The 20,562-nt window shown below is 72.8% G+C and carries 17 protein-coding genes; 7 read left to right on the top strand and 10 right to left on the bottom strand.

Features of this window, described 5'->3' with window-relative positions; translation table 11 throughout:
• Positions 1-74: 74 nt before the first annotated feature.
• The 7 genes from OG519_RS26080 to OG519_RS26050 all read right to left on the bottom strand — a co-directional run bounded on the left by OG519_RS26080 (position 75) and on the right by OG519_RS26050 (position 8,096).
• A complete protein-coding gene (locus OG519_RS26080; RefSeq protein WP_405588582.1) occupies positions 75-524 on the bottom strand; it encodes a hypothetical protein in 450 nt (149 codons plus the stop codon).
• Positions 525-690: 166 nt separating this feature from the next.
• Positions 691-2,085: an NAD(P)/FAD-dependent oxidoreductase gene (locus OG519_RS26075; protein ID WP_405588580.1), complete on the bottom strand. Its 1,395-nt coding sequence runs from the start codon at positions 2,083-2,085 to the stop codon at positions 691-693.
• A gap of 60 nt (positions 2,086-2,145) precedes the next feature.
• Positions 2,146-2,943 (bottom strand): ABC transporter permease, encoded by a 798-nt coding sequence (locus tag OG519_RS26070; RefSeq protein ID WP_405588577.1) that lies wholly within the window; start codon positions 2,941-2,943, stop codon positions 2,146-2,148.
• On the bottom strand, positions 2,943-3,908 hold the full coding sequence (locus OG519_RS26065; RefSeq protein ID WP_405588574.1) for an ABC transporter permease: 966 nt from the start codon (positions 3,906-3,908) through the stop codon (positions 2,943-2,945). The genes OG519_RS26070 and OG519_RS26065 overlap by 1 nt, the downstream gene beginning before the upstream one ends.
• Positions 3,905-5,110, bottom strand: a complete 1,206-nt coding sequence (locus tag OG519_RS26060; protein WP_405588572.1) for an ABC transporter ATP-binding protein — start codon at positions 5,108-5,110, stop codon at positions 3,905-3,907. Before OG519_RS26060 ends, OG519_RS26065 begins: the two co-directional genes overlap by 4 nt.
• A 66-nt stretch (positions 5,111-5,176) precedes the next feature.
• Entirely contained in the window at positions 5,177-6,409 is a 1,233-nt protein-coding gene (locus OG519_RS26055) for a spermidine/putrescine ABC transporter substrate-binding protein (protein ID WP_405588569.1), read from the bottom strand.
• A gap of 169 nt (positions 6,410-6,578) precedes the next feature.
• Positions 6,579-8,096 (bottom strand): gamma-aminobutyraldehyde dehydrogenase, encoded by a 1,518-nt coding sequence (locus OG519_RS26050; protein ID WP_405588566.1) that lies wholly within the window; start codon positions 8,094-8,096, stop codon positions 6,579-6,581.
• A gap of 279 nt (positions 8,097-8,375) precedes the next feature.
• On the opposite strand from OG519_RS26050, the gene OG519_RS26045 reads away from it, so the two are divergent.
• Together OG519_RS26045 and OG519_RS26040 are read left to right on the top strand one after the other, a co-directional pair.
• Positions 8,376-9,446, top strand: a complete 1,071-nt coding sequence (locus OG519_RS26045; RefSeq protein ID WP_405588563.1) for an adenosine deaminase — start codon at positions 8,376-8,378, stop codon at positions 9,444-9,446.
• A gap of 6 nt (positions 9,447-9,452) precedes the next feature.
• Positions 9,453-10,160, top strand: coding sequence for a glycerophosphodiester phosphodiesterase (locus OG519_RS26040; RefSeq protein ID WP_405588560.1), 708 nt, complete (start codon positions 9,453-9,455; stop codon positions 10,158-10,160).
• A 110-nt stretch (positions 10,161-10,270) separates the two neighbouring features.
• Here OG519_RS26040 and OG519_RS26035 read toward each other — a convergent pair whose 3' ends face one another.
• Positions 10,271-11,761 carry a gamma-aminobutyraldehyde dehydrogenase gene (locus OG519_RS26035; RefSeq protein ID WP_405588558.1) on the bottom strand — a complete coding sequence of 497 codons (1,491 nt, stop codon included), beginning with the start codon at positions 11,759-11,761 and terminating at the stop codon, positions 10,271-10,273.
• Positions 11,762-11,940: 179 nt separating this feature from the next.
• On the opposite strand from OG519_RS26035, the gene OG519_RS26030 reads away from it, so the two are divergent.
• The 5 genes from OG519_RS26030 (at position 11,941) to OG519_RS26010 (ending at position 17,315) form a co-directional block, all read left to right on the top strand.
• Positions 11,941-12,381: an Lrp/AsnC family transcriptional regulator gene (locus tag OG519_RS26030; RefSeq protein WP_405593006.1), complete on the top strand. Its 441-nt coding sequence runs from the start codon at positions 11,941-11,943 to the stop codon at positions 12,379-12,381.
• 2 nt (positions 12,382-12,383) lie between these two features.
• Positions 12,384-13,763 carry an aspartate aminotransferase family protein gene (locus OG519_RS26025; RefSeq protein ID WP_405588555.1) on the top strand — a complete coding sequence of 460 codons (1,380 nt, stop codon included), beginning with the start codon at positions 12,384-12,386 and terminating at the stop codon, positions 13,761-13,763.
• 229 nt (positions 13,764-13,992) lie between these two features.
• Entirely contained in the window at positions 13,993-14,721 is a 729-nt protein-coding gene (locus OG519_RS26020) for an ABC transporter ATP-binding protein (RefSeq protein WP_405588552.1), read from the top strand.
• A gap of 124 nt (positions 14,722-14,845) precedes the next feature.
• A complete protein-coding gene (locus OG519_RS26015; protein WP_405588549.1) occupies positions 14,846-15,964 on the top strand; it encodes a hypothetical protein in 1,119 nt (372 codons plus the stop codon).
• Positions 15,965-16,223: 259 nt separating this feature from the next.
• Positions 16,224-17,315: an LOG family protein gene (locus tag OG519_RS26010; RefSeq protein ID WP_405593004.1), complete on the top strand. Its 1,092-nt coding sequence runs from the start codon at positions 16,224-16,226 to the stop codon at positions 17,313-17,315.
• Positions 17,316-17,450: 135 nt separating this feature from the next.
• Here OG519_RS26010 and OG519_RS26005 read toward each other — a convergent pair whose 3' ends face one another.
• Both OG519_RS26005 and OG519_RS26000 read right to left on the bottom strand, forming a co-directional pair.
• Positions 17,451-18,557 carry an ABC transporter ATP-binding protein gene (locus OG519_RS26005; protein WP_405593002.1) on the bottom strand — a complete coding sequence of 369 codons (1,107 nt, stop codon included), beginning with the start codon at positions 18,555-18,557 and terminating at the stop codon, positions 17,451-17,453.
• A gap of 198 nt (positions 18,558-18,755) precedes the next feature.
• Complete coding sequence (locus tag OG519_RS26000) at positions 18,756-20,363, bottom strand: ABC transporter permease (protein ID WP_405593000.1); 1,608 nt, start codon at positions 20,361-20,363, stop codon at positions 18,756-18,758.
• Between the last annotated feature and the right edge of the window lie 199 nt (positions 20,364-20,562).

The following is a 20,562-nucleotide window of genomic DNA, read 5'->3' as shown; positions in this document are numbered from 1 at the left end:
CCTTCCGTCGTCTGAGGTTCGAGTGTGGTCATGGTGAGTGCCGGCCACAAGCGCCGCGTGGGCCGGCTCGGCGGTCATCCGTCGGCGAGCCGCGCCGCCGCCTCGTGCATGGCCAGTTCCAGCACCACCGGGTCGGTGAGGTGTCCGGTGCCGTCCGGCGGGACCAGCCAGCGCACACCGCCGGAGGGCCGGCCGGGATACGGCACGACGATCCAGGTGCCGTGCCCGGCCGCCCGGACGCCGGTGCCGAGCCAGCGGTCGGCGGTGCCGGGCGGTACGAGGAATCCGGTCCGTGAGTCGGCGAAGTCGGCGAGGACGGGACCCGGCCGGTGCACCAGCCGGACCAGCACGTCCAGCGTGGCGTAGCCCAGCTCGCCGGGGAGGATCAGCACGTCCCAGAGCCGCCCGGCGGGCAGCAGCGTCACACCCAGCGGGTTGCGTTCCCACTCGAAGCGGCAGCTTTCCGGGTCGGCCGCCACCGACACCAGCCAGTCGACCGCGCTCTTCGGTCCGGTCCCGCCCATGCCGGCCCCTCCTTCGCTCCACGTGCCCCCTGCGGCGGTTGACGCCACACGGGAGAGACCGGGTTCGGGGCGGTTCATTACGCGGCTTGCGCCGCTCATCTGGCGTGGCGCCGGTCACGGCGTCCGCCACGGCCGCGGCCGGATCACGGATCGCCGGATCACCGGATCAGCTGTCGAAGCCGAGGCCGGCCCGGTCCATCATCCGCAGCCAGAGATTGCGCCGGCCACCGGAGTCGTCGGCCCGCGCCAGTGACCAGCGGGTGAGCCCGATCCCGGCCGAGGCGAACGGCTCCGGCGGGAACGGCAGCGGCCGGCGCCGCACCATGTCGAGGCCGGTGCGTTCGGTGGCCCGGCCGGCGAGCAGATCGAGCATCACCTCGGCGCCGAAGCGGGTGGCCCCGACGCCGAGCCCGGTGTAGCCGGCCGCGTAGGCGACCCGGCCGCCGTACGCGGTGCCGAAGAACGCCGAGAAGCGGGTGCAGGTGTCGATCACCCCGCCCCAGCTGTGGCTGAACCGCAGCCCCGCCAACTGCGGGAAGCAGTCGAAGAACTGCCGGGCCAGCTTCAGATAGGTCTCCGGACGCCGGTCGTAGGCGGCGTCGATCCGGCCGCCGCGCGGATAGATCGCGTCGTAGCCGCCCCACAGGACACGGTTGTCGGCGGTGAGCCGGAAGTAGTGGAACTGGTTGGCGCTGTCGCCGAGCCCCTGCCGGCCGCGCCAGCCGATGGCGTCGCGCTGGGCGTCGCTGAGCGGCTCGGTGGTCAGCGCGTAGTCGTAGACGGGGACGGTGTACGGGCGGACCCGGCGGATCAGCGAGGGGAAGACGCCGGTACCGAGTGCCACCCGGCGGGCGCGGATCCCGCCGTACGGCGTGCGGACCGCCAGCGCGGCGCCGTGCCGGGCCAGCGCGGTGGCCGGGGTGCGCTCGTGCACGCGTACGCCGAGGCGGGCGGCGGCGCGGGCCAGGCCCCAGGCGAGTTTGGCGGGGTGCACCAGGGCGACGCCGCGCTCGTCGAGCAGGCCGCCGCGGAAGGTCGGCGAGTCGACCTCGGCGCGTACCTGGTCGCGGTCGAGCAGCTTGAGGTCCAGGCCGTGCCGCGTCGCGGTGCGGTGCGCCTCGCGCAGCTCCTGCCACTGGTGGTCGGCGGTGGCCACGTCGATCTCGCCGGTCCGTTCGAAGTCGCAGTCGAGACCGTGCCGTTCGACCGCCGCTTCGATGGCGTCGAGGTTGCGGTCGCCGAGCTCCTGGAGCAGGTCGAACTCGCCGGGCCAGCGGGCCAGTCCGTTGAAGACCCCGTGGGTGAGGCTGGCCGCGCAGAAGCCGCCGTTGCGGCCGGAGGCGGCCCAGCCGATCCGGTCGGCCTCGATGAGCATCACGTCGCGGTCGGGGTCGCGCTCCTTGGCGAGCAGCGCCGTCCACAGCCCGCTGTAGCCGCCGCCGATCACCAGCAGGTCGCACTCCGCCGTGCCGGTGAGCGCCGGCCGGGCGGCGGGGCGGCCGGGGTCGTCCAGCCAGTACGGGGCCGGCTCGGTGTCGGCGAGGCTGCGGGCTGGGTCCATGGTTCTCCCACTTTCACGGTCGCACGGGTCCGCGGGGCCGCGGACGGCCCTGGCACGGTGTCAGGCGCGCGCCCTGCGGCGGCCGCCGACGAGCTGCCCGGCGACCACCAGCAGCACGGCGATCACGAACATCGCGGTACCGATCACATTGACCTGGACCGGGGTGCCGCGCTGCGCGGAGCCCCAGACGAACATCGGGAAGGTCACCGTGTTGCCCGCGTTGAAGCTGGTGATGATGTAGTCGTCGAAGGAGAGCGCGAAGGACAGCAGCGCGCCGGCCGCGATGCCGGGGGCGGCCAGCGGCAGCGTGATCCGCAGGAACGTCTGCACGGGGGTGGCGTAGAGGTCCTGCGCCGCCTGCTCCAGCCGCGGGTCCATGCTCATCACCCGGGCCTTGACCGCGGTGACCACGAAGCTCAGGCAGAACATGATGTGCGCGATGAGGATGGTCCAGAACCCGAACTGGATCCGCATGTTGAGGAAGAGGGTGCCCAGGGAGGCGCCCATCACCACTTCGGGCATCGCCATCGGCAGGAAGATCAGCATGTTGGTGGCGGCCCGGCCGCGGAACCGGTAGCGGGCCAGCGCGAAGGCGGTGAGGGTGCCGAGCACGGTCGCGCCGATGGTGGCGTAGACGGCGATCTTCAGACTCAGGGTGAGCGAGCCGCACATGCCGGCCACGTCGCAGGGGTGGGTCCAGGCGTCGGTGGAGAAGTGGTTCCAGGTGTAGTTGAAGCGGCTCTTCGGCTTGTTGAAGGAGAAGAGCAGCACCACCACGTTGGGCAGGATGAGGTAGGCCAGGGTGAGCACCCCGGCGAGCACCACGAGGTTCTTGCGCAGCCACCGTGTCGGGCGCATCAGACCAGTTCCTCCGTTCCGGCCCTGCGGACGTAGAGGGTGACGATGCCGAGGATGACCGCCATCAGGATGAAGGACAGGGCGGCGGCCGTCGGGTAGTCGAGGACCCGCAGGAACTGCGATTCGATGACGTTGCCGATCATCTGCTGATTGGTGGAGCCGAGCAGTTCGGCGTTGATGTAGTCGCCGGAGGCGGGGATGAAGGTGAGCAGGGTGCCGGCCACCACACCGGGCATGGACAGCGGGAAGGTCACCTTGCGGAAGGTGGTGAACGGGGTCGCGTAGAGGTCGCCCGACGCTTCGTGCAGCCGGCCGTCCACCCGTTCGAGAGAGGTGTAGAGCGGCAGGATCATGAAGGGCAGGAAGTTGTAGGTCAGGCCGCAGACCACCGCGAGCGGGGTGGCCAGCACCCGGTCGCCCTGGGTGATGCCAAGCCAGGAGGTGACGTCCAGCAGCCGGATGTCGCCCAGGAAGGTCACCACCGGGCTCTGGTCGGCGAGGATCGTCTCCCAGGCCAGGGTGCGGATCAGGAAGCTGGTGAAGAAGGGCGCGATCACCAGGATCAGCACCACGTTGCGCCAGCGGCCGGCCCGGAAGGCGATGGTGTACGCCAGCGGGTAGCCGATCGCCAGGCACAGCACGGTGGCGATGCCGGCGTAGGCGAGCGAGCGCAGGAAGTGCGGCCAGTACGCGTCGAGGGCGTGCCAGTAGGTGGCGAAGTGCCAGGTGACCTTGAAGCCGTCCTCCAGGGTGCCGGTCTGCACGGAGGTCGACGCCTGGTAGATCATCGGGGCGACGAAGAAGACCAGCAGCCAGGCGACACCGGCGAGCAGCAGCAGGTAGGGGACGAGGCGGCGGCGCCTGACGGCCTTGCGCAGGGCGGGCGGCAGCGGGGCGGGCGCGGGCTCGCCGGTCGGCTGCGGGTCGCCGACGGGTGTGGCGGCGGGCGTGGCGGCGGCGCTCATCCGGCGGCCTCCCCGGCTTCCGGGTCGACACCGGCGTCGATGTCCTGGTCGGCGTCGAGCCCGAAGGTGTGCTCGGGGTTCCAGTGCAGGACGACGGGGGCGCCGGGGACGAGCCGGCCGTCGCGCTCCACGTTGGGCACGAACACCTCCAGCTCCGGGCAGACGGGGCTGTCCACCACGTACTGGGTGGACACGCCGATGAAGCTGGAGTCGACGATCCGGCCCTGGACCCGGTTGCGGCCCTCGGGTATCGCGTCCTCGTCGTCGCGGTGGGTGAGGGTGATCTTCTCCGGGCGGACCCCGGCGAGCACCCGGCCGCCGACCGCGACGGGAGAGCGCAGGCGCGCGGCGGGCAGCGTCAGCCGCTGCCCGGCCGACTCCAGGTGGAGCCGGTCGCCGCCGGCGCCGGTCACCTCGGCGGCGATCAGGTTGGAGGTGCCGAGGAAGTTCGCCACGAAGGTCGAGGACGGGTTCTCGTACAGGTCGGCGGGCGCGCCCAGTTGCTCGACGCGGCCGGCGTTCATCACCGCGACGGTGTCGGCCATCGTCATGGCCTCCTCCTGGTCGTGGGTGACGTGGACGAAGGTGATGCCGACCTCGGTCTGGATCCTCTTGAGTTCGAGCTGCATCTGCCGCCGCAGCTTCAGGTCGAGGGCGCCCAGCGGTTCGTCGAGCAGCAGCACCTTCGGCTGGTTGATCAGGGCGCGGGCGACGGCCACGCGCTGCTGCTGGCCGCCGGAGAGCTGGCTGGGCCTGCGGCGGGCCAGCGGGCCGAGCTGCACCAGGTCCAGCATCTCGCCGACCTGCTTCTTCACCGACTTGATGCCGCGCCGGCGCAGTCCGAAGGCGACGTTCTCGTAGACATCCAGGTGCGGGAAGAGCGCGTAGTTCTGGAAGACGGTGTTGACCGGGCGCTTGTAGGGCGGCAGGACGGTGACGTCCTGGCCGCCGAGCAGCACCGAGCCGGACGACGGGGTCTCCAGGCCGGCGATCATCCGCAGCGTGGTGGTCTTGCCGCAGCCGGACGCGCCGAGCAGGGCGAAGAACGAGCCGGCCGGCACGGCCAGGTCGAGCGGGTGCACGGCGGTGAAGGAGCCGTACGCCTTGCTGATGCCGGTGAGCCGGACGGCGGCGTCGGGTCCCGGCGGAGCCTCGGGAGCGGGCGCTTCGGCGCCGGCTGCGCTGGTGCTTGGGGTTGTCATGGGAATGTCCTCTGGTCTGCGACGAGCTGCGGCGGTCTGCGAAGAACTGCCGGAAGCCGGGCCGGGTCAGGCACCGATGAGCTTGGAGAACTTGGCCTCGTAGCGCGAGTCCTCGGCGTCGCTGAGCGAGCGGAACGCGTGCGTCTTGGCGTCCATGGCCGCGTCCGGGAGGATCAGCGGATTGGCGGCGAGCGAGGGGTCGATCTTCGTCAGATAGGGCTTCACTCCGGCCACCGGGCACACGTAGTTGATGTACGCCGACAACTGGGCGGCCACCGGGGGCTCGTAGTAGTAGTCCATGATCTTCTCGGCGTTGGTCTTGTGGCGCGCCTTGTTGGGGATCAGCATGTTGTCGGTCGAGGAGAGGAACCCGGAGTCGGGGAAGACGTACTCGATGTTCGGGTCGTCGATCCTGAGCTGCACCAGGTCGCCGGCCCAGGCGACGCAGGCGGCGATGTCGCCCTTGCTGAGACCGTCGGTGTACTCGTTGCCGGTGAACTTGCGGATCTGCTGGTTGTCGACGGCCTTTTGGATCCGAGCGATGGCCGCGTCGTAGGTGTCGTCGGTGACCGCCTCGGGCTTCTCGCCCATGTCGAGCAGGGTCATCCCGACGGTGTCGCGCATCTCGGAGAGCATCGCGACCTTGCCCTTGAGGCTGCGGTCCTCCAGGAGTTGGGCGATGCTGGTGACCTTGCGGCCGCCGGTGGCCTTCTTGTTGTAGGCGATACAGGTGGCGATGCCCTGCCAGGGGTAGGAGTAGGCGCGGCCGGGGTCCCAGTCGGGGCTGCGGAAGCGCTGCTCCAGGTTGGCGTAGGCGTGCGGCAGGTTGGCGGCGTCGAGTTTCTGCACCCAGCCGAGGCGGATCATCCGGCCGGCCAGCCAGTCGGTGAGCACCATCAGGTCGCGGCCGGTGTCCTGGCCGGCCGCCAGTTGCGGCTTGATCTTGCCGAAGAACTCGATGTTGTCGTTGATGTCCTCGGTGTACTTGACCTTGATGCCGGTGCGCTGGGTGAAGGCTTCCAGGGTGGGGCGGTGCTTGCCGTCGTCCGAGACGTCGATGTACTCGGTCCAGTTGGAGAAGTCGACGACCTTCTCCCGCGCGGAGTGGTCGGTCGAGGCGACCGCGTCGCCCTGCCGGCCGGCGGCGGGGATGCCGCACGCGGTGAGCCCGGCGGAGGCGACCGCGCCGAGTGCCCCGGCACGCAGCAGCGACCGGCGGGCCAGCGCGGCGCGGCCGCCGGTCAGGCTGCGCAGGGTCGCCGCACGCTGCGGCGGGGAGAGGGTCTCGAACTGCTCCATGGTGGTGCCCTTCCGAGGGGCCGGCCGGGGGGACGCCGGGACGATGAGGGTCAGGTGCGGGGGATCTCTACGGGATCGGTACGGGGGTCGTACGGGATCGAGGCGGGGGGTCGTCAGCGTTCGGTGCGGGGATCGGGGCGCGGTCGCGGGGTGGCTGCGGTGGCGCGTCCTACGGTCGGGGGTCGGCGAAGACGGTGCGGTGCCAGTCCTTCCGAGCGACCGCGGTGGTGTCGTACATGACGTGCTTGACCTGGGTGTACTCCTCGAAGGAGTACCCGGACATGTCCTTGCCGTAGCCGGAGGCCTTGGCGCCGCCGTGCGGCATCTCGCTGACGATCGGGATGTGGTCGTTGATCCAGACGCAGCCGGCCCGCAGTTCCCGGGTGGCGCGGCCGGCCCGGTAGACATCGCGGGTCCAGGCGGACGCGGCCAGACCGTACGGCGTGTCGTTGGCCAGCGCCAGCCCCTCGTCGTCACTGTCGAAGGGCAGTACGGCGAGCACCGGCCCGAAGATCTCCTGCTGTACGGCCTCGCTGTGCTGCGGGGCGCCGGTGATCAGCGTGGGGCGGTAGTACGCGCCGGCCGCGAGCTTGTCGCCGGGCGCGGCGCCGCCGGTGACGACGGTGGCGTAGCCGCGGGCCCGGGACACGAGTGCGGCCACCCGGTCGCGGTGCGCGAAGGAGATCAGCGGCCCGAGGTCGGTCGCCGGGTCGAAGGGGTCGCCGAGGACCACCGCCGCCATCAGATCGGCCACCGCGGCGACGAAGGCGTCGTACAGCGGCCGTTGCACGTAGGCACGGGTCGCGGCGGTGCAGTCCTGGCCGCTGTTGATCAGCGCGGCGGCGACCGCGCCGTGTGCGGCGGCCTCCGGGTCGGCGTCGTCGAAGACCACGAACGGTGCTTTGCCGCCCAGCTCCAGGTGGAGGCGTTTGACGGTGCCGGCGGCGAGTTCGGCGATGCGGCGGCCGACCGCGGTGGAGCCGGTGAAGGAGGTCATCGCCACGTCCGGGTGGGCGACGAGGTGCTCGCCGGCTTCCCTTCCGGTGCCGGTGACGATGTTGACCACCCCGGCGGGCAGCCCGGCCTCGGTGGCGGCCTCGGCGAACATCAGCGCGGTCAGCGGGGTGAGTTCGGCCGGTTTGAGCACGATGGTGTTGCCGGCCGCGATCGCCGGCAGGATCTTCCAGGCGGCCATCTGGAGCGGGTAGTTCCAGGGCGCGATGGAGCCGATGACGCCGAGCGGTTCCCGCCGCACGTACGAGGTGTGGTCCGGGCTGTACTCGGCGGCGGCCCGGCCCTCCAGGTGCCGGGCGGCGCCGGCGAAGAACGCGGTGTTGTCCACGGTGCCGGGGACGTCGAAGCCGCTGCTCAGCCGGATGGGTTTGCCGCACTGGAGCGATTCGGCCCGGGCCAGTCCGTCGGCGCGGTCCGCCAGCGCGCCGGCCAGCCGGTGCAGCGCGTCGGAGCGTTCTCCCGGGGTCGCGTCCGCCCAGTCCGGCAGCGCCGCCTTGGCGGCGGCCACCGCCGCGTCCACGTCGGCGGGCCCGGCGGTCCGGTACGTCCACACCGTTTGCCCGGTGGCGGGGTCCACCACGGAGTACGTGCCGGTGCCCGTGCCGACCCGCGGCCCGCCCGCGATGTACTGGGCGCCGCCGAACCGCTCCCCCGCGTCCGTCACGTGGTGCATCACGCCTCTCCTCGCCTCCGTGCCCCGTCCTTCACGCCGTGGCCAAAGCCTGGATTGGTGGCTGATCCTGACAGAGGAGCCGCCGGTCAACAAGGGATTCCGTTGTTGCCTTTTGGTTAAGCGACGAATTCTGTGCCCATCCTGTCTCGGCCCGCTTCTGTCACCGGGTGCGGGCCGCCGGGGCGCGGCCGGGCCCGGCGCGGGGCCCGGTGCCCGCTGCCCTGTCGGCGCGGCCGCCTAGGATGATGGGCCAGGAGCTGCCCCGTGGAAGGACCCCCCATGCCCGACATCGCGACCGGCCAGGCGACCCTCTCCGAGGCGAGCGGGGCCGGCGGCGGACTCGACGCCTTCATCGCCGGGCTGCCCAAGGCCGAGCTGCACGTCCACCACGTGGGATCGGCGTCGCCGCGGATCGTCGCCGAACTGGCCGCCCGGCACCCCGACTCGGCGGTTCCGACCGATCCGGCGGCGCTGGCGGACTACTTCAGCTTCCGGGACTTCGCCCACTTCATCCAGGTCTACCTGTCGGTGGTCGACCTGATCAGGGACGCCGAGGACGTCCGGCTGCTCACCTTCGAGGTGGCCAGGGACATGGCCCGGCAGAACATCCGGTACGCGGAACTGACCGTCACCCCGTACTCATCGACCCGGCGCGGCATCCCCGGCGAGGCGTTCATGGCGGCCATAGAGGACGCCAGGAAGGCGGCCGAGAGCGAACTCGGCGTGATACTGCGCTGGTGCTTCGACATCCCCGGTGAGGCGGGTCTGCCGTCGGCGGCGGAGACCGAGCGGCTCGCCCTGGACCTGCGGCCGGAGGGGCTGGTGTCCTTCGGTCTCGGCGGTCCGGAGATCGGCGTGCCGCGCCCGCAGTTCAAGCCGTACTTCGACCGGGCGCGCGCGGCCGGCCTGCACAGCGTGCCGCACGCCGGCGAGACCACCGGGCCGCAGACGATCTGGGACGCGATCAACGAGCTGGGCGCCGAACGCATCGGCCACGGCACCAGCGCCGTCCAGGACCCCCTGCTGCTGGCGTACCTGGCCGAGCACCGCGTCCCGCTGGAGGTCTGCCCGACCTCGAACGTCGCCACGCGGGCGGTGCCCTCGCTGGACGAGCACCCGATCCGGGCGATGGTCGACGCGGGGGTGCTGGTCACGGTGAACAGCGACGACCCGCCGATGTTCGGCACCGACCTCAACCGCGAGTACGCGGTCGCCGCCCGGCTGCTTGAGCTGGACCCGGCGGGGGTCGCGGCGCTGGCGAAGAACGCGGTCGAGGTGTCGTTCCTGGACCCGGCGGGCAAGCGGGCGCTGGCGGCGGAGATCGACGCCTACACCGCGGCCTGGGGGTGACCGGCGGTGGCCGACCTCCGGGTGACGACACAGGCGGTCGCCCACCGCGGCGACCCGTACCACTTCCGCGAGAACACCCTGGCCTCGGTGCGCTCGGCGCTGCTCAAGGGCGCGGACGTGGTGGAGGTCGACGTCAGGACCAGCCGCGACGGGGTGCCGGTGCTGCTGCACGACCCGACGCTGGAACGGCTGTGGGGGTCCGACCGGCCGGTCGCCGAGCTGAGCGCGGCCGAGGTGTTCCTGCTCACCCGCGGCGGGGTGCCGACCCTGGCCGAGGCGCTGGCCGAGCTGGACCGGCACCGCACCGGCCGGCTGCTGCTCGACCTGCCGGACGAGGGGCACACGGCGGCGGCCGCCGTGGCGGCGGTGAAGGCTTCGGGGGCGGCCGACCGGGTCTACTTCTGCGGTGAGCTGCCCGCCATGGTCGCGGTCCGGGTCCTCGACCCGACCGCGGAGATCGCCATGACGTGGAAGACCTCGCGGCGGCCGCCGACATCGCTGCTCGCCGACCTCGGCCCCCGCTGGCTCAACCTCCGCTTCCCGCTGGCCGACTCGCGCACCATCGACCAGGCGCGCGAGGAGGGGCTGCTGGTCGCGGTGTGGACCGCCGACTGGCAGCGCTCCATGGCGCGGCTGGTCCGGCACGGTGTGGACGCGATCACCACCAACCGGCTGGAGACGCTCCAGCGGCTGCTGGCCCGCCACACCGGCTGAGCCCCCGCCGGAACCGCCCCGGCCCGGCCCGGTCGGCGAGGACCGGGCCGGGCGTACGGGGTGCGGGGGCCGGGCGTACGGGGCGGGGGCCGGCCGTACGTGGAGGGAGGCTACGCGTCCAGCGACGTCATGACGTGCTTGATCCGGGTGTAGTCCTCGAAGCCGTACCCGGACAGGTCCTTGCCGTAGCCGGACTGCTTGAAGCCGCCGTGCGGCATCTCGGCGACCAGCGGGATGTGGGTGTTGATCCAGACGCAGCCGAAGTCGAGCCGCTTCGACATCCGCATGGCCCGCCCGTGGTCCTTCGTCCAGACCGATGACGCGAGCGCGTAGTCGACCCCGTTGGCCCACCGCACCGCCTGGTCCTCGTCGGTGAAGGACTGCACGGTGATGACCGGTCCGAAGACCTCGCGCTGGATGATCTCGTCGTCCTGCCGGAGCCCGGAGACCACGGTCGGCGCGTAGAAGTAGCCGCGCTCGCCGACCCGGTGGCCGCCGGTCTCGATCTTGGCGTGCTCGGGCAGCCGCTCGATGAAGCCGCTGACCTGGGCGAGCTGGTTGGCGTTGTTGAGCGGGCCGTAGAGCACGTCCTCGTCGTCGGGCAGGCCGGTCTTGAGGCCGGCCGCGGCCTTGGCCAGGGCCGCGGTGAACTCGTCGTGGATCGACTCCTGCACCAGGACGCGGGTGGCGGCCGTGCAGTCCTGCCCGGCGTTGAAGTAGCCGGCGACCGTGATGTCGTCGACCGCCTTGGCGATGGCCTCGCTGTCGAGGTCGTCGAAGACCACCACCGGCGCCTTGCCGCCCAGCTCCAGGTGGACCCGCTTGACGCCCTTGGCCGCCGCCGCGGCGACCTCGCTACCGGCCCGCACCGAGCCGGTGATCGAGGCCATCGCGGGCACCGGGTGCTCGACCATCAGCCGGCCGGTGTCGCGGTCGCCGCAGATCACGTTGAAGACGCCGGTGGGCAGCACCGAGCCGAGGATCTCGGCGAGCAGCACGGTGGAGGCGGGGGTGGTGTCGGACGGCTTGAGCACCACCGTGTTGCCGGCCGCGAGCGCGGGCGCGAACTTCCAGACGGCCATCATCATCGGGTAGTTCCACGGCGCGACCTGCGCGCACACCCCGACCGGCTCGCGCCGCACGATGGAGGTCATCCCCTCCATGTACTCCCCCGCGGCGCGGCCCTCCAGCATCCGGGCGGCGCCGGCGAAGAACCGGATCTGGTCGACCATCGGCGGGATCTCCTCGCTCGCGGTCAGCCCGAGCGGTTTGCCGGTGTTCTCGCTCTCCGCGGCGATCAGCTCGTCGGCCCGGGCCTCCACCGCGTCGGCGATCTTCAGCAGCGCGCGCTGCCGCTCGGCGGGCGTGCTGTCCCGCCAGCCCGGGAACGCCGCCGCGGCGGCCTCCATCGCCGCGTCGACGTCCGCCTGCCCGGAGAGCGGCGCTTTCGCGTACGCCTCCCCGGTCACCGGGTTGATCACCTCGGTCGTGCGTCCGTCGGCGGCGTCGCGGAATTCTCCGTCGATGTAGTTGCGCAGAGTACGGAGTTCGGTCACGGCGCCAGCTCCCTGATGATGTCCAATGTCCAACTGCTGAGACATCGCCCAGCTTAGCCGGAGGACTGCCGTATTCGACATACCCACCCGGACGAGACAACTGATTCGGTTCCCCAATCCGCTGACCGCGACGAATTTCATCGTCCAAGGCTTGCGTCACCGACGACCTCTCCTGCACAGTGGGGCGCGTGGCAACTCGTGACAGAAACGGCGCTCCGTCCGCCATGGACGCGGTGTCGAAGGCGATCATCGAACAGCTCCAGGAGGACGGCCGCCGCCCGTACGCGGCGATCGGCAAGGCGGTGGGCCTGTCCGAGGCCGCGGTCCGGCAGCGGGTGCAGAAGCTGCTCGACCAGGGGGTCATGCAGATCGTCGCCGTCACCGATCCGCTCACCGTGGGGTTCCGCCGCCAGGCCATGGTCGGCATCAACGTCGACGGCGACATCGACCCGGTGGCCGACTCGCTCGCCGCGCTCGACGAGGTGGAGTACGTGGTGATCACCGCGGGCTCCTTCGACCTCCTGGTGGAGATCGTCTGCGAGGACGACGACCACCTGCTGGAGATGATCAACAAGCGGATCCGCGCGCTGCCCGGCGTGCGGTCGACCGAGAGCTTCGTCTACCTCAAGCTCCGGAAGCAGACCTACACCTGGGGAACCAGATAGCCATGAACGCCAATAACACGGAGCAGTCGAAGCTGTCGAAGACCGCGTACGACCACCTGTGGATGCATTTCACCCGCATGTCGTCGTACGAGAACGCCCCGGTGCCCACCATCGTGCGCGGCGAGGGCACGTACATCTACGACGACCAGGGCAAGCGCTACATCGACGGCCTGTCCGGGCTCTTCGTCGTCAACGCCGGGCACGGCCGCCACGAACTGGCCGAGGCCGCCTACAAGCAGGCGCAGGAGCTGGCCTTCTTCCCGATCTGGAGCTACGCCCACCCCAAGGCCGTCGAACTCGCCGAGCGGCTGGCGCACTACGCGCCCGGCGACCTCAACAAGGTCTTCTTCACCACCGGCGGCGGCGAGGCCGTCGAGACGGCGTGGAAGCTGGCGAAGCAGTATCACAAGCTGACCGGCAACCACACGAAGTACAAGGTGATCTCGCGGGCGGTCGCCTACCACGGCACCCCGCAGGGCGCGCTGTCCATCACCGGACTGCCGAGCCTCAAGGCGCCGTTCGAGCCGCTGGTGCCCGGTGCGCGCAAGGTGCCCAACACCAACATCTACCGGGCGCCGATCCACGGCGACGACCCGGAGGCGTTCGGCCGCTGGGCCGCCGACCAGATCGAGCAGCAGATCCTCTTCGAGGGCCCGGAGACGGTCGCCGCGGTCTTCCTGGAGCCGGTGCAGAACGCCGGCGGCTGCTTCCCGCCGCCGCCCGGCTACTTCCAGCGGGTCCGCGAGATCTGCGACCGGCACGACGTGCTGCTCGTCTCCGACGAGGTGATCTGCGCGTTCGGCCGGCTCGGCACCATGTTCGCCTGCGACAAGTTCGACTACGTGCCCGACATGATCACCTGCGCCAAGGGCATGACCTCCGGCTACTCGCCGATCGGCGCGTGCATCGTCTCGGACCGGGTGGCGGAGCCCTTCTACCGGGGCGACACCACCTTCCTGCACGGCTTCACCTTCGGCGGTCACCCCGTCTCCGCCGCCGTCGCCCTGACCAACCTCGACATCTTCGAGCGCGAGCACCTCAACCGACACGTCCTGGACAACGAGGGCGCCTTCTTCGACACCCTGAAGAAGCTGCACGACCTGCCGATCGTGGGTGACGTCCGCGGCGACGGCTACTTCTACGGCATCGAACTGGTCAAGGACAAGGCGACCAAGGAGACGTTCACCGACGAGGAGACCGAACGGGTCCTGTACGGCTTCCTGTCCAAGGCGCTCTTCGACAACGGCCTCTACTGCCGGGCCGACGACCGGGGCGACCCCGTCGTGCAGTTGGCGCCGCCGCTCATCTCCGACCAGGCGCTCTTCAACGACATCGAGGGGATCCTGCGCGGCGTGCTGACCGAGGCGTGGACCAAGCTCTGAGCAGAGCTGAGCTGACCCGGTCTGGCCTGGCCTCACCCGGCCGGGCCCGCCGGTCGCGGAAAGGGCCGTCCGGGTCAACCGGCCGCCGCGCCTGCGGGCCCGCGCCCCGCCGGGCTGGCTACGGTTCCGGGAGTGACCCGCCCACCCCGGAGCTCGCGCCACGCAGTGCGGCGTTCTTCGCCACCCGCTGCCGGACCTGCCGAGGGGAACGACTCGCGGAAGGTACGGCATGGTGGCCCCGCCCGACAACGACGTTCTCTGGGCCCGCGCCCTGCGCCACTCCCACCAGGGCTCGCCCGCCCTGCTCGGTGTCTCGATCGACGTCAGGGCCGGTGAGATCCTCGCCGTCACCGGGGCGCGCGGCGCCGGCAAGACCACGCTGCTGCACTGCCTGTCCGGACAGCTCGTCCCGGACGAGGGCGAGGTCTGGTTCACCACCGCGGCCGTGCACACCCTCTCCGAGCCGGCCAGGGAGGCGCTGCGCCGGGAGCGCTTCGGCTGGGTCGGCCCCGGGCCGCAACTGCTGCCCGAGCTGACCGCGTGGGAGAACGCGGCGCTGCCGCTGCTGATGCGCGGCGACGGCCACCGCGCCTCGAAGGCGGCGACCCAGGAGTGGCTGGAGCGGCTCGACATCGGCGACATCGCCGACCGCAGGCCCGCCGAACTGCTCCAGTCCCAGCGCCAGCGGATCGCCGTCGCACGGGCCCTGGTCACCGGGCCCGACGTGGTCTTCGCCGACGAGCCCACCGCGTCGCTGCACCGCGCCGACCGCGCCCACATGCTGCGCACCCTGACCGGCGCGGCCCGTTCGCACGGCATCGCGGTGGTGCTCACCGGCAGCGATCCGGAGATCGTGCGGCAGTCCGACCGTGTCGCCACCCTGGTCGACGGCCGCTGCGGCACCGGGACGCCGCTGCGCGAACGCGACCTCGCCGACACCTCCCCGGCCGCCGTATGAGGCCGGCGCCGACGCCCACGGTGACCCCGGTGGCACCCGACCCGGCAGCCGCCCCGGCACCCGCCGCGCCGCCCCCCGCGACCCGGCCCCGCCTCCGCCGCGTCCCGGTGGAGGCGGTGGCCGCGTGCTGAGCCTGCGGGTGCTGCGCGGCAGCCGCCCCGCCGCCCTCGGCCGGTGGGCCGGGGTGGCCGCGGCCTCGGCGGGCACCGGGCTGCTGCTGCTCTCCTCCCTCGGCTGGGCGCTGGCACACCCCGAGCACGGGACATCGGACGCGTTCATCCGGCTCGGCTGGTGCGTGGTGCCGGTCGCGGCGGCCGTCCAACTGGCCGTGGCGGTCGGCCGGGCGCAGCCCGTCGACTGGCCGCGGGCCGCACTGAGCGCGGCCGGGCTCGGCCGCACCGGGCTGATCATGCTGGCCGCGGCGACCACCTCCCTGGTCTGCGCGGCCGGCAGCGTGCTCGCCTTCCTGGTCTTCCTCACGTTGCGCGGCGACATCACCGGCGTGCCGTTCGACGGGGTCGGTCCCGGGCTGCTGGCCGCGGGTAAGCCGCTGCCGCTGGCCGGCGCGGTCACCCTGCTCGCGCTGGTACCGGCCGTATCGGCGCTCTGCACCGCGGCCCGGGTTCGTCCGGCGACCGCACCCGCGCGCGACATGCCCCGCGGCCTGCCGTGGGGAGTGGCCCTCACCGCCATCGGCCTGGCCGTCGAGGTGACCGCCACCGGGGGGCAGGCCCTGCCGCTGCCCAGCGGCCTCGGCTCGATCCCGCCGGGCGCGGCCGGCGGCTGGGCGATCACCAGCGTCGGGATGACGGTGGCCGGCCCCGGCCTGGTCTTCGGCAGCGGCCGGTTGCTCTCCAGCCATCACCCGGGCGCGCTGCGCCTGCTGGCCGGGCGCACCCTCCAGTACGAGTCCCGCGCCATCGGGCACCCCCTGGGCCTGCTCTGCGCCACCGGCTCCGCGGCCCTTGCCGCCTACGGCCTCCAGCACACCAGCGGCCACTCCCTGGGCCCCGTCACCCTCTTCGCGGCGTCTCTCATCGCGGCGTGCGTCGCCGCATCCGCGGCGCTCACCCTCTGGCAGACCAGGCGCGACCGCGACGAAGCGCTCTCCGCCTTCCACGACATGGCCGCCTCCCCCAACCTCCTGCGCGCCGCCGTGGCGGTGCGCGCCACCGCCCTCGTGGCGGCCCTGCTCCCCGCCACCCTGCTGGTGGCCGCCCTCTCCTCCGCCCCCACCCACTGAGGCCCACCGCATGCCGGGACATGACGACGCGACCGCAGGGGCTATCGTGCTGGACGTGCCTGCCGAGACGCCTTCCGCCCACGTACCCGCGACCCCTGCGCCCGGCGACGGTGAACTGCCGCCCGCCGAGCCGGAGCCGCGGCCGGAACCACCGCGGGAGCCGCGGCCGGAGCCCGGTCCTGGCGAGCCCGGCGTCGGGCGGTCGGCCCGGGGCGCCGGGCGCGACTCCGGGCAGGGGCCGGGGCGGGGCTCGCGGGAGATCGAGACGCTGGAGCGGTTCGACCACGTCGCGGTCACCGGCTCCCTGGCCGGGTACCGCGTACAGGCGGTGGACCTCACCGAGCGCACCTTCGCCCTCCTGGTCGCCGACACGGCGGAGGCCGTCTTCCTCGGCTGCCGTATGGAACCGCAGGCCCTCGCCCATGTACGGGCCAATGGCGCGCTGGTCTTCCCGCCGGTGCCCGACCTGCCCTTCGATCCCTACCGGGCGCGGCTGTACTCCCCCGGCGAGCTCTACGCGGGCCTGGCCGGCCTCGACGAGGGCGAGGGCGGTTACCCGGAGACGCCCGACGCCCTGACCTACCGCTGGTTCCAGCGGACCGCCGCCGACGGCGACATACTCGCCTCGATGCTGCGGTCGATCCACGACGACGCCGTCTCCGACGCCCTCGACGAACACCTGCGCGGCAAGCGTGTGGTGGGTGTGATGGGCGGTCACGCCATGGAGCGCGGCACCGACGCCTACGCGGGCGCCGCCCGTCTCGGCCGCGAACTGGTCCGCGAGGGTCTCACGGTGGCGACCGGCGGCGGCCCGGGCGCGATGGAGGCCGCCAACTTCGGCGCGTACGCGGCCCCGTACGACGATCTGATGCTCGGCAAGGCGCTCGCGGTGCTGGCCGCATCCCCCTCCTTCCGCCCGTCGGTGGGCGCCTGGGCATCGGCCGCGCTGGCCGTACGCGATCGGTGGCCGGACGGCGGCCCCTCGTACGGGCTGCCGACGTGGTTCTACGGTCATGAGCCGCCGAACGCCTTCGCCGGGCACATCGCGAAGTTCTTCGCCAACGCCACCCGGGAGGACGGCCTGCTCTCCCGCTGCACGGCGGGCGTCGTCTTCCTGCCCGGCGCGGCCGGCACCGTCCAGGAGGTCTTCGACGCGGCGACCCCGAACTACTACGCGTCGCGGGGCGAGCCGGCCCCGATGGTGCTGGTCGACCAGGAGCACTGGACGAGCCGGCTGCCGGTCTGGCCGCTGCTGCGGAGCCTCGCGGCGGACCGGTCGATGGCGCGGCGGATCGCCCTGGTCGACAGCGTGGCCGAGGTACCGGCCGCGCTGGCCGAACTCAGCGCCTGAGTCCCGGGCCAACACCCCGCGCTCCGGACTGAAGGTCGGGGGCCGGGGTCTCCGGCGCCCCCGTGCGCCCCGGAGACCCCGGTGTCCCGGCCCCTTGGGCGTCAGCCGGCCCGGACGGGCCGGCTGACACGGGGCCTACGGAAGTGCGGACTGCCCGGGGGCGCGAAACTCATCGGCCGGCCGGTCACCCGGCGGTGCCCCGAGGACGACGATGTCCTCGGCCGCGAAGGTGACGCCGACCCGCGCGCCCTCGTCGGGGGCGTCGCGCAGCGCGCATTCGGCCTCCAGCGTCGGGCCGCGTTCGGGTCGCAGCAGGACGGCGACATGGCCGCCGCGGAAGGTGCGGGCGAGGACTTCGCACACCGGGCCGTCGCCGGTGGGCCCGAGCCGCACCCCGGTGGGCCGGATCAGCAGCCGGCAGGGGCCGGCCGGGGTGCCGCCGGGGACGGGCAGCCTGCCCCACACGGAGTTCGCGCCGACCGCAGCGTCCTGGCCCCCACCGTCACCCGCGCTGTCGACCACGGCGTCCACGATGTTGTCGAAGCCGAGGAAGCGGGCCACGAACTCCGAGGCGGGCCGCTGCCAGACCTCGAGCGGCGTACCGGACTGGGCGATGCGGCCGTCCCGCATCACCACGACCCGGTCGGCGAGCGCGAAGGCCTCGCCCTGGTCGTGGGTGACGGCCAGCACGGTGGTGCCCAACCGGCCGAAGAGCCGGCGCAGTTCCACCACGAGCCGTTCGCGGAGCGAGCGGTCGAGCTGGCCCAGCGGCTCGTCGAGCATCAGCAGCCGCGGCTCGGGGGCGAGCGCCCGGGCGAGGGCGACGCGTTGCTGCTCGCCGCCGGAGAGCGTCGCGACCGCGCGGCGGCCGGCGCCCGGCAGCCCCACCAGGTCCAGGAGTTGGGCCACCAGCAGGTCGCGCGGCCCGCGGGCCATCTTGTGCATCCGCGGTCCGAAGGCGACGTTGCCCGCCACGTCGCGCTGCGGGAAGAGCTGGTGGTCCTGGAACATCAGGCCGAGCCCGCGCCGGTGCGCGGGCACCGCCTTCTGGTCGGCGCCGTCGAGCAGGATCCGGCCGCCGTCGAGCGGCTGGAGTCCGGCGACCGCCCGCAGCAGCGTGGACTTGCCGCTGCCGCTGGGGCCGAGCACACAGACGATCTCGTGCGCGGCCACCTGGAGGTCCACCGAGTCGAGGGCGGCGCGCGACCCGAACCGTACGGTCACGGCGTCCAGTTCGAGCAGCGGGTGCGCTCCGGGGCCTGGCTGGTCGGGCCGGTCGGGCCCGGGATCGGGATCGGGCCGGTCAAGCGGCTGAGACGGCATCCAGTGCCCCTTTCGGCGTCTTCCGCGCCGGTCTGACGGCAGGCCGGGCCTCCGCGGCGCGTCGGCCGGCGGCCTGGGACATCGCCGTCCGCGCGGCGGTCGGTTGAGGTCTCGGCACTAGAACTCCCCCGCGGTGTCGGTGGTCCTGAGGTTCTCCAGGATCAGCAGCGAGGCGGCGCACACCAGCATCAAGATGGTGCTCAGCGCCATCGCCTGGCCGTAGTTGGCGGCGCCGGCCCGGCCGAGCAGCCGGGACACGGCGACCGGGAGGGTCGGGCTGTCGGGGCGGGCGATGAAGACCGTCGCCCCGAACTCGCCGAGCGACACCGCGAAGGCGAACCCGGCGGCGATGCCCAGCGCCCGCCCCACAAAGGGCAGTTCGACCTCCCGCCAGACCCGCGGCGGCGACGCGCCCAGTACCGCCGCCGCCTCCCGCAGCCGGTGGTCGACCGCGCGCAGCACCGGCAGCATCACCCGTATCACGAAGGGCACCCCGACCAGGGCCTGGGCGAGCGGCACCAGCAGCCACGAGTCGCGCAGATCGAGCGGCGCCTTGTCGAGGGTGATCAGGAAGCCGAAGCCGACGGTGACCGCCGAGGTGCCGAGCGGCAGCATCAGCAGCGCGTCGAAGCCGCGGACCAGCCGCCCGGCCCGGCGGACCAGGGCCGCCGCGGCGAGCCCGCCGACGAGCAGCGCGATGACGGTGGCGACGGCGGCGTACCGCAGCGAGTTCCCCACCGTCTGCAGCGGCGGCACGAGGAAGGTACCCCCGTCGGCCGAGGTCAGGGCGCGGTAGTAGCCGAACCCGTAGCCGCCGGGGACGTCCAGCGAGCGGGCGACGAGGACACCGAGCGGCAGCAGGATCAGCACGCCGATCGTCGCCAGCACGGCGGCCAGCAGCACGCGTTCACCGCCGCGCGGGCGGTGCGCGGTGCCGCCGGCGTCCACCAGCCGCAGGGTCGCCTCGCGGCGCCGTACGGTCCCGGCGTGCACGGCGAGGATCGCGGCCACCGCGGCGAGCTGGAGCAGCGTCAGCACGGCGGCGGTCGGCAGGTCGAGAAGCTCCGCGGTCTGCCGGTAGATCTCGACTTCGAGCGTGGAGTACGTGGGTCCGCCGAGGATCTGGATCACGCCGAACGAGGTGAAGGTGAAGAGGAACACCATCAGCGCGGCGGCGGCCACCGAAGGTCCCAGCGCGGGCAGCGTCACCCGCCGCCAGGCCGCGAGCCGGCCGGCGCCGAGCATCCGGGCGGCTTCCTCCTGCCGCGGGTCGAGCTGCGCCCACAGGCCGCCGACGGTGCGCACCACCACCGCGTAGTTGAAGAAGACATGCGCGACGAGGATCGCCCACACACTGGTGTCGAGCCGCAGGCCCAGCAGGTCGTCGGTGAAGCCGCCGCGGCCGAGCAGCGCGAGGAAGGCGGCGCCGGCCACCACGGTGGGCAGCACGAACGGCACGGTGACGACCGCGCGCAGCAGCTTCCGGCCCGGGAAGTCCAGCCGCGCGAAGACGTAGGCGCCGGGCAGCGCGAGGGCCAGGGTCAGCGCGGTGGAGGCGGCGGCCTGCCAGCAGGTGAACCACAGCACGTGCCGGATCGCCGCGTCACCGAGCACGTCCTTGACCGGGCTCAGCCGCCAGTGGCCGCCCTGGTGCAGGCCGCGGCCGACGATCGAGGCGACCGGGTAGGCGAAGAAGACGGCGAAGAAGGCGAACGGCGGGGTCATCAGGCCGAGCCGGATCAGGGTGGCGCGGCGGGGGCGGTGCGGGCGGCGGGCGGGGTGGGCGCCGTCCGGGCGGTCCGGGCCGTCATGGCGGGGCCGCTCGGGTGTTCCGGTCCCCGGGGTCCCCGGGGTCGCCAGGTCCGCCGCCGGGCCGCCGACCGGGTCCGTGACCGTGTCCGGGGCCGCCGCGCCGGCCGCCCCG

This window comes from Streptomyces sp. NBC_01190, from assembly GCF_045039895.1.
Lineage (GTDB): Bacteria > Actinomycetota > Actinomycetes > Streptomycetales > Streptomycetaceae > Actinacidiphila.
This window is presented reverse-complemented; position numbering and strand designations above follow the sequence as displayed.